Source organism: Zymomonas sp. (genome assembly GCF_020216885.1).
Taxonomy (GTDB): domain Bacteria; phylum Pseudomonadota; class Alphaproteobacteria; order Sphingomonadales; family Sphingomonadaceae; genus Zymomonas.
In genome coordinates this window covers 1-14,253 of sequence record NZ_JAIWON010000048.1, presented here as the reverse complement: position 1 = coordinate 14,253, position 14,253 = coordinate 1, and the positions used below count along the sequence as shown (strand labels likewise).

At 45.3% G+C, this 14,253-nt stretch carries 12 protein-coding genes; 3 read left to right on the top strand and 9 right to left on the bottom strand.

Annotated elements, in window-relative coordinates:
• The 5 genes from holA to LDL18_RS02475 form a co-directional block, all read right to left on the bottom strand.
• The coding region (holA, locus tag LDL18_RS02495; RefSeq protein ID WP_296506801.1) for a DNA polymerase III subunit delta at positions 1–1,010 on the bottom strand (1,010 nt) is incomplete at its 3' end.
• 9 nt (positions 1,011–1,019) lie between these two features.
• Positions 1,020–1,619 (bottom strand): LPS assembly lipoprotein LptE, encoded by a 600-nt coding sequence (gene lptE / locus LDL18_RS02490; protein WP_296506799.1) that lies wholly within the window; start codon positions 1,617–1,619, stop codon positions 1,020–1,022.
• Between the two features lie 11 nt (positions 1,620–1,630).
• Entirely contained in the window at positions 1,631–4,171 is a 2,541-nt protein-coding gene (gene leuS, locus LDL18_RS02485) for a leucine--tRNA ligase (RefSeq protein ID WP_296506796.1), read from the bottom strand.
• Positions 4,172–4,188: 17 nt separating this feature from the next.
• Positions 4,189–4,629: a DUF3576 domain-containing protein gene (locus tag LDL18_RS02480; protein WP_296506794.1), complete on the bottom strand. Its 441-nt coding sequence runs from the start codon at positions 4,627–4,629 to the stop codon at positions 4,189–4,191.
• A 398-nt stretch (positions 4,630–5,027) separates the two neighbouring features.
• Positions 5,028–5,660, bottom strand: a complete 633-nt coding sequence (locus LDL18_RS02475) for a LysE family translocator (RefSeq protein ID WP_296506792.1) — start codon at positions 5,658–5,660, stop codon at positions 5,028–5,030.
• 200 nt (positions 5,661–5,860) lie between these two features.
• Here LDL18_RS02475 and LDL18_RS02470 point away from each other — a divergent pair, with 200 nt between their 5' ends.
• A complete protein-coding gene (locus LDL18_RS02470) occupies positions 5,861–6,322 on the top strand; it encodes an Lrp/AsnC family transcriptional regulator (protein WP_011241219.1) in 462 nt (153 codons plus the stop codon).
• A gap of 2 nt (positions 6,323–6,324) precedes the next feature.
• Here LDL18_RS02470 and LDL18_RS02465 read toward each other — a convergent pair whose 3' ends face one another.
• Complete coding sequence (locus tag LDL18_RS02465; protein ID WP_296506803.1) at positions 6,325–7,110, bottom strand: deaminated glutathione amidase; 786 nt, start codon at positions 7,108–7,110, stop codon at positions 6,325–6,327.
• 58 nt (positions 7,111–7,168) lie between these two features.
• The gene (locus tag LDL18_RS02460; protein ID WP_296506789.1) at positions 7,169–7,999 is read right to left on the bottom strand and encodes a porin; all 831 of its coding nucleotides are present in this window, start codon (positions 7,997–7,999) and stop codon (positions 7,169–7,171) included.
• Positions 8,000–8,489: 490 nt separating this feature from the next.
• On the opposite strand from LDL18_RS02460, the gene LDL18_RS02455 reads away from it, so the two are divergent.
• On the top strand, positions 8,490–9,587 hold the full coding sequence (locus LDL18_RS02455; protein ID WP_296506787.1) for an FAD-binding oxidoreductase: 1,098 nt from the start codon (positions 8,490–8,492) through the stop codon (positions 9,585–9,587).
• 47 nt (positions 9,588–9,634) lie between these two features.
• On the opposite strand, the gene LDL18_RS02450 is transcribed toward LDL18_RS02455, so the two are convergent.
• The gene (locus LDL18_RS02450) at positions 9,635–10,528 is read right to left on the bottom strand and encodes a hypothetical protein (protein ID WP_296506785.1); all 894 of its coding nucleotides are present in this window, start codon (positions 10,526–10,528) and stop codon (positions 9,635–9,637) included.
• A 97-nt stretch (positions 10,529–10,625) separates the two neighbouring features.
• Here LDL18_RS02450 and LDL18_RS02445 point away from each other — a divergent pair, with 97 nt between their 5' ends.
• Positions 10,626–12,035, top strand: coding sequence for an oligosaccharide flippase family protein (locus LDL18_RS02445; protein ID WP_296506783.1), 1,410 nt, complete (start codon positions 10,626–10,628; stop codon positions 12,033–12,035).
• A 375-nt stretch (positions 12,036–12,410) separates the two neighbouring features.
• Here LDL18_RS02445 and glyS read toward each other — a convergent pair.
• Positions 12,411–14,253, bottom strand: a 1,843-nt coding sequence (gene glyS, locus LDL18_RS02440) for a glycine--tRNA ligase subunit beta (RefSeq protein WP_296506780.1), incomplete at its 5' end; no start/stop codon positions are given.

Genomic DNA, 14,253 nt, shown 5'->3' with positions numbered 1-14,253 from the left:
GAAAGACGGCTTATCAATAGCAATAATTGCTGTTCCACATAAAATGCCCCAATCATCTTTCCCTGTTTTATCTGACATTCCAGAGAAACCAGAAAAGTAATAAGTTGGTTGATTTGATGAATACGCCAGAGGGATAACGCTTTGGCGATTTCGCCCTTTTCTTTCCAAAAAATTTTTCGGCCAGCAGATTCGATGACCTTTTGAATCGAAAGCCCTTTTGACAGTAATCCAGCCAAATCAGCCAGCAGTAAGGCTCGACGTAACAAAACCCGAATAAGCAGGATCGGTTCAATCCCGACATCCGAAAGGCTTGCTAATTCTTGCTCAAGAAATGCTATATTTTTTGAAAAGAATATTCCGGTTAAGCGTGCCAAATTGCCTTCATTGTTATCAGCCCCAATCAAACTGATAACCTCATGGGTCAATTCTTGAGGGTTATTTTTGTCACTATTGAGATAGAGGGCATATTTTTCAATTTCAGAGACCAGTAATGCCCGATTATTTTCTGCATATATCGCCAGCTTTTGTGCGATATCCGGCCTGATCCGTAGGCCTTTTTCTTCTCCAAGTGCCATAACCAGACGGTTGGCATTTTCCCCTTCGGGAAGATAACTCGCACAGGCCAATATCTTTTTATCAGCCAAAGCCAGTTTCAGAAGCTTGGATTCTCGTTTGAGATTACCCGTGACGATAATTACTGAATTATTGATGGCTGGAATATCTATCAATAATTGAAGCGCAGACAGAATTTCGTCACCACTCGCTTCTACCCGAAGATAACGAGCGGCACTAAAAAGAGAAATCGCCGCAGCTTCATCCGTCAAAATAGCCGGATCATTTTTGATTACCGCCCCTGAAATTTCTATTTTTTCAATTTCAGGAAAGCGGTTCATTTGGTCAGCGATAGCACGAGATTGCGCGATATCGGGCCCATAGAGAAGAATAACAGCATTCTGCCCGCGGCCAATAGCCGCAATGGCAGCATCAATTTGTGAGCGGTTACTTTTCACTAACTTTCTTTAGGAAATATTTTGCGGTTTGACGGCTTGAACCGCCTGATTATGAGGCGTTTCAGAGGGGGCTGGCGTAGCCGCATTCGGAAGATGATCAGCTTTGTCGCGCCTTTCGGCGTAAAGTGCCAAATGGGTAACAATCTGATCGGCCACATTTTCAGTGATCTGCTGAAGCGCGGTATCTTCTGCCGCGATGGTTGCATATTCGGAACTGACCACGTCAATACCAGAATCCGATGAAGCCGTAGCATCAACAACGACCTGATTATCGCGAAGATCAATCAAACGATAGCGAGCCCGCAATGTCCGTCTTTCACGGTTGACCGTGTTATCTCGTCTGACACCCAAACCTTCGATGCGATCGTCAACTTCAACTTCTAATTGATAACGAGGACGCAGACCATTTTCAGGCATAAGTCGGTCTTGCAACGCCCCATGTAACAAATAGCCCGGTTTGCCGGGGATCGACGCGACATGGACGGCACCTAGGGTTTTAGCAACCGGCCCAGATTTGCCTCCCTTGTAAAGAGGATGCAGGCCACAAGCAGGAAGTGGCATACAAAGAAACAATAGGAGTGCTAATCTGGACGGTTTGCTAAAATCCATTATTCAGGCCTTTACGCGACAATATTGACTAGTCGGTTAGGCACAACAATCACTTTTTTGGGTGATCGGCCTTCCAACATTTTAATCACTTTTTCTGAAGCCAATGCTAATTTTTCAGCTTCATCTTTGGGCAGATCCCGAGCGACGGTTAAGGTATCCCTTAATTTACCATTGACCTGAACGGCAATAGTTATTTCGTCCTCGACCGTCAGTGCCGGATCAAATTCAGGCCAACTGGCTTCGGCAACAAAACCTTCTTTTTTAAGAAGTTGCCATGCCTCTTCAGAAAGATGCGGCACCATCGGAGCAACCAAGCGGAATAAAGTCAAAGAGGCTTCTTTGCGGGTTGCTGAAGCCTTGGCTTTTTCGATTGCATTGACCAGATCGTGAATCTTGGCGATAGCTTTATTGAAAGACAGGCCTTCGATGGCTTCGCCAACTTCTTTTATCGAGCAATGGAGGCGATGCTGTAAATCCTTGTCGATTTCAGAGGAAGCCTCTTCACCTGCAATAGCAGCGACACGCCACAAACGCTGCATAAAGCGCCAGCAACCTTCAATGCCTGCTTCTGTCCAAGCCAGATCGCGTTCGGGCGGGCTGTCGGAAAGCATGAACCAACGCACGGCATCCGCCCCATATTGGTCGAGAATAGGCGCAGGTTCGACTACGTTCTTTTTCGATTTGGACATCTTTTCAACGCGGCCGACAGTCACTTTTTTGCCGGATTCTGTTAAGAAGATACCCGCTTCATCTTTATGAATCTGTTCAGGGGACAGCCAATGACCTTCGGGGTCTTTATAAGTTTCATGGGTTACCATGCCTTGAGTGAACAGACCAGTGAAAGGCTCTTTGATATCAAGCCGTCCAATAGACTGTAAGGCACGCGTCCAGAAACGGGCATAAAGAAGATGCAAAATGGCATGTTCTACGCCACCAATATACTGCCCGACCGGCAACCATTTTTCAGCGGTTGCTTTATCAAAGGGTTTGTCATCTGGCTGACTGGCGAAACGAATAAAATACCATGAAGAATCGACGAAAGTATCGAGCGTATCCGTTTCCCGACGGGCAGGCTTACCACATTTCGGGCAAGTGACATTCTTCCACGTCGGATGGCGTTCCAGCGGATTACCCGGTTTATCGAAATTGATGTCATCAGGTAAGGTAACCGGCAATTGATCTTTGGGAACCGGAACCGCACCGCAGCTATCGCAATGGATAATCGGGATTGGGGTACCCCAATAGCGCTGACGAGAAACGCCCCAATCTCTTAACCGGAAAACCGTGGTGCCTTTACCCCAGCCTTCTTTTTCAGCACGAGCAATGACCGTCTTTTTGGCCTCTTCGCTGGAAAGACCATTCAGGAAATCCGAATTGACCATGATGCCCGCGCGGGTGTCAGCTTTATCGCCAATGGCTTCGTTGCTTTCAGCCTCGGAAGGCGCAACGACCCGTTTAACCGGCAGGTTATATTTCAGCGCAAAATCAAGATCACGCTGGTCATGGGCAGGGCAACCGAAAACCGCACCGGTGCCGTAATCCATCAGGACAAAATTGGCGACAAAAAGCGGCAACTTCAATTCAGGATTCAGCGGATGAACAAGTGACAGACCTGTATCGAAGCCTTTTTTCTCGGCCGTTTCGATATCTTCCGCCGCGGTACCCATTTTCTGGCAATCGGCGATAAATTCGGGAAGACCTGCCGTTTTTTCTGCCAAGGCTTTGGCGATCGGATGGTCACAAGCAATAGCGACAAAGCTGGCACCAAAAAGCGTATCAGGACGCGTGGTAAAGACTTCGATTTTGTTAAAGCCTTCCGGTGCCACTTCAAAATTGAAATGGAACTGCATGCCCTGACTACGACCGATCCAGTTTTCCTGCATCGAGCGGACTTTTTCAGGCCATTGATCAAGGTCTTTCAGGCCATCAAGAAGATCGTCTGCAAATTCAGTGATCTTTAAGAACCACTGATTGAGTTTTTTTCTTTCGACTAAAGCACCAGAACGCCAGCCGCGACCATCAATCACCTGTTCATTGGCGAGCACTGTATTATCGATGGGATCCCAGTTAACTGCAGATTCTTTGCGATAAACGAGGCCAGCTTTGTAAAGGTCAAGGAACAAGGCTTGCTCTTGGCCATAATAGGAAGGTTCGCAGGTTGCGAGTTCACGGCTCCAGTCGATAGCAAAACCAATGCGTTTTAACTGTTCCCGCATAGCCGCAATATTGGACATCGTCCATTCGCGCGGATGAATTTTCCGTTCCATCGCGGCGTTTTCAGCCGGCATACCGAAAGCATCCCACCCCATCGGGTGCAGGACTTCGTGGCCTTTCATTCGGTAATAACGCGCCAGCACATCGCCCATGGTATAGTTACGGACATGCCCCATATGAATCCGTCCAGAAGGATATGGAAACATTTCGAGAATATAACTATGTGGCCGGTCTGAATTGTCTTTCGCGTGGAAGCAGCCGCTTTCTTCCCATTTTTTTTGCCAGCGGCCATCAACTACATGCGGATTAAAACGCTGGGAAAAACCAGACTCACTCATCAATCGAAAACCTTTTCTTATTCACCGGACATAGCTGTCCGACGGAGATCGCGGGCACGGGTCAGCACAACATCTTCCAGTTTTTGTATCGTGCTGGCATCTACAGGATTATCGATCCAGACACCTTCCCGCAATATCTGGCGGGATGCAGAAACCCGTAAGGCATCAGCGCGAAGATCATCTCCGAAAATAGCAACAGCCACCCGCATCCGTTCATTAGGACTGGCCGGATTAACATACCAATCGGTAATAATAACACCGCCATTCGCATCGGTTTGAATCAGGGGCATAAAGGAAAAAGTTTCCAAGGCTGCCCGCCAGATATACGCATTGATACCGATGGTGGTTACTCTTGAAGGTGCCATACCCGCAACTTTCTTTTGCTTACCATGTCCACAAGCAGCCAAAGGTAAAATGGCAACAGCCATAAAAAGAGTCAAAAAGCGGCGACAAGGCATAAAATAACAATCCCCAAGAATAATGGCGGTATGACCGCTTTGCTTATAAATGCTCTTCTATTCCTAGCAAGAGGAAGAACGCATCAAGCGACTGTTTCCAAAAATTTTCAACCGGATATAGGATGAAACCTATATCGAATATGAAGGATAGTATCCGAAGAGCCTATGTTAATAGAACCGGATGTTATGTCAGGCGAGGCTGTCGATGAGCCAAGGCCTTCCTACTCCATAGCGCATTTTGCCCTGTTTCCTATGGCGTTTTCATCAAAATAGCGCATTTATTTTATAAGGCGTGTTCTTTTAACGCGCGTCATCAAAACAGTTAGACCTTTGGAGAAAAGTTTTTTACCAAAAAATCTTGAGAATTGGGATATTCCGATATTCCTTTTTGAGGCGCGTTACATTTCACCAAGAATATACCGTTCTACCAACAGGATGATGGATATTGTCATCATGGAAACGGCGGAAAAACGACTGAGTGCCAGATTGATATGGGGGTATTTTTTGAGTAAAGCCCGCGCCAGAAAGCCGATCAGTAAATAGATGCTGCCACAATTGAAGGTATGGACGATACCTAAGGCCAAAATCTGAATTGAAAAAGGCCAGTCGGCCTTTGCCGATGTAAATTGCGGTAAGAACATCAGAAAAAATAAAAACATTTTGGGATTTAACCCGCTGACACAAAAGCCTTTTTTAATCCACTGACTATAGCTGGCTTTTTTGGCAACGGAGATATCCTCACCTTGTAAGACAGGCGGATGGCGCAACAAGCCAATGCCTAAAAGGAAAAGGTAAATAGCGCCTGCGCAAGTGAGAAAGTCCAAAGCAAAAGGCGTTTTGGCAATTAAGGCAGCCGCACCGATAGCGACAAGAATAGTCGCTGCAACATAGCCCAGCACCAAGCCGAAAACGGCAGCGACAATCGATTTATGATTGGTTCCAACAGAAAGGACATATGCCCAATCAGCCCCCGGAATCACAACAAAAAGAACAGAAACAGCCCAAAAAGCAACCAATATTTCTATTGGCATATTTTTATCTCCTTGAGATCCAAGGTGAAATACCTTGAAAAAAGACCATCCGAATATTTTGAAAAATTTCAGGGGCAAGAGGACTATTGAAGCGAGAAAATTCCCCTTAACCGCTGTTAGACGGGATAATATCCCTGACAGAGCGCAATATCTTTCTAATTTATTGCTTGTTAGCGAGATTGTGAGGTATATTTTTTCACATGGATCAAATAGACCGAAAAATACTTGCTGAACTACAAAGTGATGCTCGCCTAACACTGACCGAATTGGCTGACAGAATCGGTCTTAGCCTCTCTCCTTGTCACAGGCGCGTGCATGCTTTGGAAAAATCTGGTGCGATACAGGGTTATCGTGCCTGCATTGATTACAGAAAGCTGGGTCTGACCTTTTCGGCGATTGTTTTTGTGACCTTATCCGAAAGTAACAAACAACTCGTTCAAATATTTGAAGATGCTTTATTGACGATTCCCGAAGTCATCAGTGCGGAAAGATTATTCGGGACGCCTGACTATATCCTTCACATCATTACGAAGGATCTGTCTTCTTTTCAGAAATTATATGATGAACAGTTATCTTCCCTGTCTTGTGTCAAGAAATTGACTTCGACCATCGTGATGAAGGATATTTTCCAAGGGAAAAAAGCGTCCTATCCCGTTTTCTGACCTTAGATAAATTTGGGTGGCAAAAAACGGCGATTATGCAGCACAGGCAAAATGTCCCGTGCATGTGCAATACGTTTATGGAAGAGTTCAGCCATAATCAGGGCGGGTTCCTCCCCTGCCCTTGCAATGGCAACGCCTAGCGGATCAACAACCATGCTATTTCCGATATTGCGTTGACCACATTCCCCGACCGCAATCATATAGCAGGTATTTTCTAAGGCTCTGGCCTTGACCAGAATATCCCAATGCGCTTCTTTCCCTGAACCTTTGACCCAAGCTGCGGGCAGAATAAGCGCATCCGCACCTTCCAACACAAGGCGTCTGGCCAATTCGGGAAAGCGGAGATCATAACAGATCATCAAGCCAACCTTGAATCCGGCGATTTCGACTAAAGGAGGCAGACTGTCGCCGGCGGTAATTGATCGGGATTCTTGGTGAGAAAAGGCATCGTAAAGATGCAATTTCCGATATTGGGCAATGATCTGCCCATTTTTAATGACTAAAAGCGTGTTATAAAATCGGTCTTTCCCATCGGGGATGGGCAAGCAGCCTGCAATCGTCAATGTAGGATATTTCAGAGTTTCCGCTGCCAAACGCGTAATAAAAGCCCCATCTAGCGGTTGTGCCGTTTTAGGGATAAGATCGGGATCAGCCATATCCTGTGCCAGAATACCTTCTGGGAACACAAGCAGGTCAGCTTCTTTTCCTGCTGCACGTTTGATCAAGTCAAAACAAATGTCGAGATTTTCATGCCAATCAGGCTGAACAGCAAATTGCCCCAGCGCCACTTTCAAAGGAAAAACTCCCTTATTGGTTATTCTGCTCTTTTGAACAGCTTAGAATATATCAGAAATTAAAACTGGTACCCAGATAAACAGCTTGCCCATCCCTTTGGACATCAGGGGCAGAAGGCGCAATATGGCTATTCCGTTGCATCGTATAACGAAGGCCACCGGAAATCTGGAAGCGATGGTTAATCATATAAGAGCCAGCGACATCAAGAGAATAATTGCTATTATCCCCGATGGCGTTTGCCCTTTCACCGCTATTATGGGCAGCATTCATCTGTAACCGTGTTGACCAATTGTGGTGGGTATAATTCACCCCGACATCAAAAGCATCACGACCGCCTATAATGGGACCATCATTGATATGACCAACATCACCGTTCAGCGTGAATTCTTTCCAGCTGAGGGATGCCCCCATATTGTAAGCGGTATTCGGAGAAATACTTAAGCTCTGGGGCGTTCCGTTTTTCTCGCCGGTCGGAGGAAGGATATGCGTCCGAACGGCAACGGTGACAGCCCGCTTATGCCCCGGAACCGAAGAGGGCGTAAATTGGAAACCAGATGACAAGCCATTATTCGAAGATTGGGCAAAGGCAGCGGCCAACCGTGGATCACCGATAGAAGGCGTAAAAGAGCCAATCGGCGCGTTACTGCTGACCCGCCCCAAAAGGCGATTGCCCTCTTTCGATTCGGAATGGCGGCTGTGCATAACCCGAACCGGCTGCAAACCACGGCTGGAAGAAACTTCAGGACGTGGTGGTCCAATAAGCGATGCAGGTGCAGCTATCGCCATCGGCTGAAGGAAAAAAGATAAAAAGCATCCCCCCAATGCATATGCAAAGGTCTTCTTCCCCCTCGTCAAGCCGATATCAAGCTTGCCCCATGTCATTGTCTGATTTTTATCCCCTTATCCGAATGAAAAGTTTCTAACTAAAGATTGATATATTTTCTATATTTATAAGGGGATTCTCACTTTACTTTTATAGAAAAACATCAAACTGTGGCTCAACTGCACTGTAAATATAGCACAATTTATAAAAAATTAGATATTTCTGCTCTTTTTAATAATTTTTTAATATTTCCGAGATATGATATAAAATTTAAATAAAAATTTAACATATTTTTTGAATTTTTAATCTATTTTATCGCTTATTTTTGAAAATTTCTTATCATAACAAGCGATTGAAGTCTGCGCCATTCTAATGGGCAGAGGCTGTTTTTTAAGTGAATAGCTATTCGAGAATAATAACTTTCCTTCCTATTTTTACTCCAAGATGGCAATGAAACCCTTGTTTGTCGAGATATGAGATCGACAGCCGATTTTTTAAGATCAGGCTGGAATCACATATCCCGTCCGAATGGTCGAGATGGAGAAAAGAATGTCAGAAATTTTCGATATCGCCATTATCGGAAGCGGAATTGCCGGCGCTGGTTTGGCAGCTATGCTTGGAGATAAGGCCAATATCTTACTATTGGAGGCAGAATCTGCCCCCGGTTATCATGCAACAGGAAGATCGGCGGCCTTTTGGTCAGAAACCTATGGGGGCCCTGCTGTTCAGCCGCTTACGAGTGCAACGGGCCCGAAATTGAAGGCCGGTGGATTTTTGTCGCCGCGCGGGATCGCCCATGTTGCCGATAAAGACGGTCTGGAAGCCTTAAAACAATTACAAGACAATTTTGCCGATACGTCAGTTGTTTTAACGCCTCTTGATCGTAATGACATCGAAGCGACGGGTGGTCGCCTGAAAGAAGGCTGGGATCATGGTTTAAAAGAAGGCAGTTGCGAAGATATCGACGTCGGTGCTTTGCATGCCCATTTTTTATCCATTGCCCAAAAAAGTGGCACCCATTTAAAAACCTATAATCGCGTGACAGGCCTTAAACGTCTAGATGGTTATTGGCAGATCAAAACAACACGCGATGAATTTAAAGCCAAACGGGTTGTCAATGCAGCGGGTGCATGGGCGAGCGAAGTGGCCGCTTTGGCAGGGGCTTTGCCCATTGTCATTACGCCCTATCGTCGCACCATGATTCAGTTGCAGGTTTCCCCTACCCCACCGGCAGAAATGCCGTTGATCATGGATGCCTTAACCCGTTTCTATTTCAAGCCGGAAGACGGTAATCGTATTTGGTTGACCCCTCATGATGAACACGCCCAAGCTCCGGCAGATGTCGCGCCGGAAGAAATCGATATCGCCTTGGCTATTGATCGTTTTAGCAAAGCCGCCGACTGGAAAATTGAAAAGGTAGAACGCTGCTGGGCTGGATTACGCAGCTTTTCACCTGATCGAGCCCCTGTCTATGGCGCTGATCCATTAGCAGAAGGCTTCTTTTGGTGTGCCGGACAAGGTGGTTTTGGTATTCAGACCTCCGTTGCGGGATCAATGTTGGCGGCTTGCCTGTTATTAGGAGAAGAGCTGCCTGACTGGATGGCAGAGGTTGATCCGACGCGCTATCGCCCTGATCGCTTCCGCTAATTTCTATTGAATAGGCCTCATACAGACAATCATAGCCTGTATGAGGTTTATTTTTTGAATTCTCTTATAATTTGTAACCCGATGCCTTTTAATGAAAGATCGGTTTTCTTTGCGTCAATAAGAGTCATATCCCCGATAGCGGATAGGGTATGCATCCCCTCTATATAGGGTGACAAAGAAGCCGGAATATCGATCGCTTTTCCAACCGAGCATTGTATTAAATCAGGACTTAAATGGTCGAATAATAAAGATCGGATAGCACGGCCATAGGTTGTCACACAATCTTGAACCGGCAGGACTAATTTGCCCTCTTTATTGAGAATAGCACTTCCCCCCGGTCGGCTATAGGCAAAACCTTCAATGACTGGATTATGTTTATAAACTGTCCATTTTCCGGTTAGTGCATGAGCATAGGCGGCATGGAGTTCTTGCTTCTTACGGGCTTTGGCAGAGCCGGACATATAGAATAACCACCACATGCCCTCATGGAAAACCGGCGTAGCATCAATAGCGATATCGCCCCCCAAATTTATATCGCAGAGCCGTTCCCAATGATCAGGAAAAGATATGGCATGATAAAACGTCAGTTTATGATTACGGGAAGCCTCCGGCAGCATATAGATTTGGTTATCGGCTTCAAAAACATAGGGATAAGATAGATGCCAATCTTCGGAAAGCACCGTTTTTTGAGAAAGAAGCTGTAATTCTTTATTAAAGTTTTGACATTCAATGACTCCTTTACGGCTCCTGTAATCATAATATTCAGAAAAAACATAAAGACTATTGTCTTTTTCGAAGCCAAAGGGATCCGCAGAAAAGCAATAAAAATTCAAATCGCGGGTAATATCGAGTATTTCGCCATCAATTTTAGAAGATTCCAAAATTTCGGTGATAGGCTGTTTTACAAGGAAAATTTTCCATAGATCTTTTCTGATACCCATCGATATGCTTTCAGCCTATTTTGAAAATATGATCTATTATAAGCGATACCGTTATTAACAATATAGATATTGCTTATGAGATAGCCTTCTTTAAAAGATGGGCTATCAAAAGACCCTTTTTATTAAGGCAAGACTGACCTTTGACTGCCTTTCTGTCAGTGATGCCTGTTTGGATATCATGCCCCAGAAATCCCGATCTGTCTTTTCCCGTATCATTGGCAATACCGGCATTTTGATTACAGGCCGCGTTTTGAATGCGGTTTGCAGTTTTGTCTATGTCGCATGGACATCCCAGACATTGGGATTGAACCTGTTTGGTGTCATGCTTTTGATTACGACTTTTGCTACCCTGATTTCGGATATCACCCGTTTTCAGTCATGGCAGACCTTGCTGCATTACGGTTCAAAAGCCTTTCAGGAAAAAGATTTTAACCAATTTGATGATGTCCTTGCCTTTTGTATCAGAGCCGATTTTTTCAGTGCGGCGATAGGTATGTTGGTAGGGTTAGGCGGCATCCTGATTTTAGGCACCTCAAGATTGGGATGGCCTGCCGAAGTCAAGCCGGATGCCTTGCTTTGTATGCTGATTATACTTTTTATGAATATCGGCTGGTCAACGGGTATGTTACGGCTGTGTAACCGCTTTAAATTGGTCACTATTTATGAGTTTATTACGACCTGCGTCAGAACCGGAGGTTGTGGCATTGGTTATTGGCTTCATATGCCTTTGGGGTATTTTTTGTTTATATGGTGCCTGACGCAATTCACGCTTTTTGTCACCTGTAGTTACGCCGGTATTTATCTCTTTCACCAATATACAAAACGCGCCTTTCCGATAAGAAAAATATTTCAGGGAAAAACACCCGTTGAAGGCATGTGGAAATTCACTTTAAGCGTCAGTTTTAATGAAATCCTAGATTCCGTTTTCCAGCAGGGTGGCACCCTTGCTATTGGTAGTTCATTGGGGGCTGGGGAAGCCGCTGTCTATCGGGTCGCGCGCCAGATTAGTAACGGTTTATCCAAGCCAGCACAGATGATGATCCCGACCCTATATCCTGAATTTATTCGCTTTCGGGATAAGGGCGATTGGCATGGTATGCGCCTTGTTACCTTAAAGATATTCGGTCTTATTTTGGGCTTTTCGCTATTGGTGTTTTTCCTGACGGTCTTGGTTGGAGAACGTCTTTTTACCTATATGTTGCATTATAGCTGGCCGGGTGAAAAAACTATTTTGGTTTTGCTGGTTTGTAGCGCTTTGTTTGATATCTGCCTTGTACCGATTGAGCCGCTATTAACAGTGATGAAACGGATATCCTTTGTTCTTAAAGCTAGAACCGCGATTATTGGCTGCTATTTTGTATTCTTATATGGAATGATGCGCGTGGCCGGTATCAATGGAGCGGCATTATCCAGTGTCATTTCGTCTTTTTTGATGCTTGTTATTTGCGCTATACCTGTCGTTAAATGGTTCACGCGATTAAGTGAAAATGGTGAAGGGCAGTCTTAAGACTGGCTCTTTGATTTATGAATCATAAGCGATGCTTCATTTTCGGATCACAAGCGGATCAAGAATCGTCTATTTCTTTGAAATAAAATTATTAAAATGAGAAATGAGATGCATATATTTTATAGTCAAAATTCAATATTAAAAAGGCTATTTCAGTAAATAAAATCAAAGATACTCTATTCTATAAATCGCGTTAAAATAATATCTGATTTTAGAATCAAATAATCCAAATTGGAAATATTTTTATTTCATTGTGAAAAATGATTTTATTTTTAAATTTGGTGTTTTTTTACAAAGAACAATTATTATTACACATAAAAAAAGACGGTTCAAAATTCTGAACCGTCTTTCCTTAATGCGTAAGCTCTATTGTATTTAGCGTTTACGCCCCGAAGCTTCAATAGTTAAAGCTTCAACAACTGAAAAATCAGCAACCTGATGCATAGCTGTGCGGATTTGTTCTAAGAGCGCCAAGCGGCGTGATCGGATGCCAGTATTATCGTGATTGACGATCACTTTATCAAAAAACTGGTCAATTGGCTGACGTAAGCTCGCCAATGCCGTCATCGCGGTGGCGTAATCTTCAGCTTTCAACGCCTGTTCTAGGGGCGTTTCTATCGCCTGAAGAGCCTTTTGTAAATCCTGTTCAGCCTGTTCGATATTGTCCTGACTGATTTCGCCTTTTTCTGCGGCTTCGCTACCCTTTAGGATATTGACTGCCCGACGATAGCCCGCCAGAAGATCACTCCCATCTTCGCTTTCAATAAAGCTTTGTAACGCCTGCACCCTTGCCAGAAGACGAATAACATCGTCTTCGTACCCTAGTGCCAGCACGGCATCAATTAAATCATAGCGGATACCGGCTTCACGCTGCTGCACCTTTAACCGTTCAGTGATAAAGGCCAACAAACTTTCAATCTGGTCGCCTGCCCCTGCTTTTTCAAATAAAGGCGTTAAAGGCAGCCGCAATTGATGCGCAATAATGGTCTGGATAATTTGAACCGCAGCACGACGGAGAGCGAAAGGATCTTTTGATCCGGTAGGGCGGATATTACGGACAAAGAAGCAGGCCAAGCTGTCGATACGATCAGCGAGTGAAACTGCGGCTGAAACGCCGGCTCCGGCTTCGGCCTGATATTGCCCGCTGACAGCGGAGACCACGTCGGGCGCTTCATTGCCGGCTTTGGCATAATAGCCCCCCATAACGCCCTGTAATTCAGGAAATTCGCCTACCATGTTACTGGCAAGATCAGCCTTGGCAAGGAGCCCTGCCCGTTCGGCCTGTTTCCGGTCGGCACCGATCTGGTCAGCGATATAGCCGGACAGATGGGCGATCCGTTTCGCTTTGTCGCCAACCGATCCCATACCTTCATAGAAAAGAACGGAATCCAGTCTTGGGAGCCAATTTTCAAGCGGGATTTTTAAATCCTGTTCCCAGAAGAAGCGGGCATCAGCAAGACGGGCAGACAGCACTTTTTCATTACCTTGGGTAATTTCTTTACCGCCATCTTGCGCTTCCATATCAGCAACACAGATGAATACAGCCGCCAAATCTTGGTTGCGATCGGTGCAGGCAAAATATTTCTGGTTTGTCCGCATTGTGAGCTGGATGACTTCTCTTGGCACAGCCAAATAAGCCTCATCAAAGCGACCAAGAAGTGGCACTGGCCATTCTGTCAGCCCAGCATTTTCCTGTGCCAAGGCGGCATCTTCGATCAAGGTTAAGCCTGCCTTTTGTGCAGCTTTTCTTGCCTCATCGGTAATTTTCTGCACCCGCGCATCAAAATCTATCATGACATGAGCAGCGGCCATTTTTTCGGGATAATCCGAAGCCTTGGCAAGGGTAACGACATCAGGATGATGGAAAGGATGCCCCTTCGTTTCTGTGCCTGAAGTGATACCGTCCAATTCGATTGGAATAAGTTGTTCATCAATAAGGGCAACAATACCCTTTAAAGGTCTGACCCAACGCAAAGATTCGCTGCTGGCAGAGAAATTACCCCAGCGCATCGATTTTGGCCAAGGGAAAGTCTTGATGATAGCCGGTATCGCTTCACCCAATAAAGCAATCAGCGTTTGGCCGGGCTTTTCGATATGGGCATAGTAAAAATTACCCTTGGGTGTTTCACGTAATTCCAGTTCTTCTTTTGTAAGACCCGTTGAACGCAAGAAACCAGCCAAGGCTTTTTCAGGTGCATCAGCACGGGGTCCCCGCCGT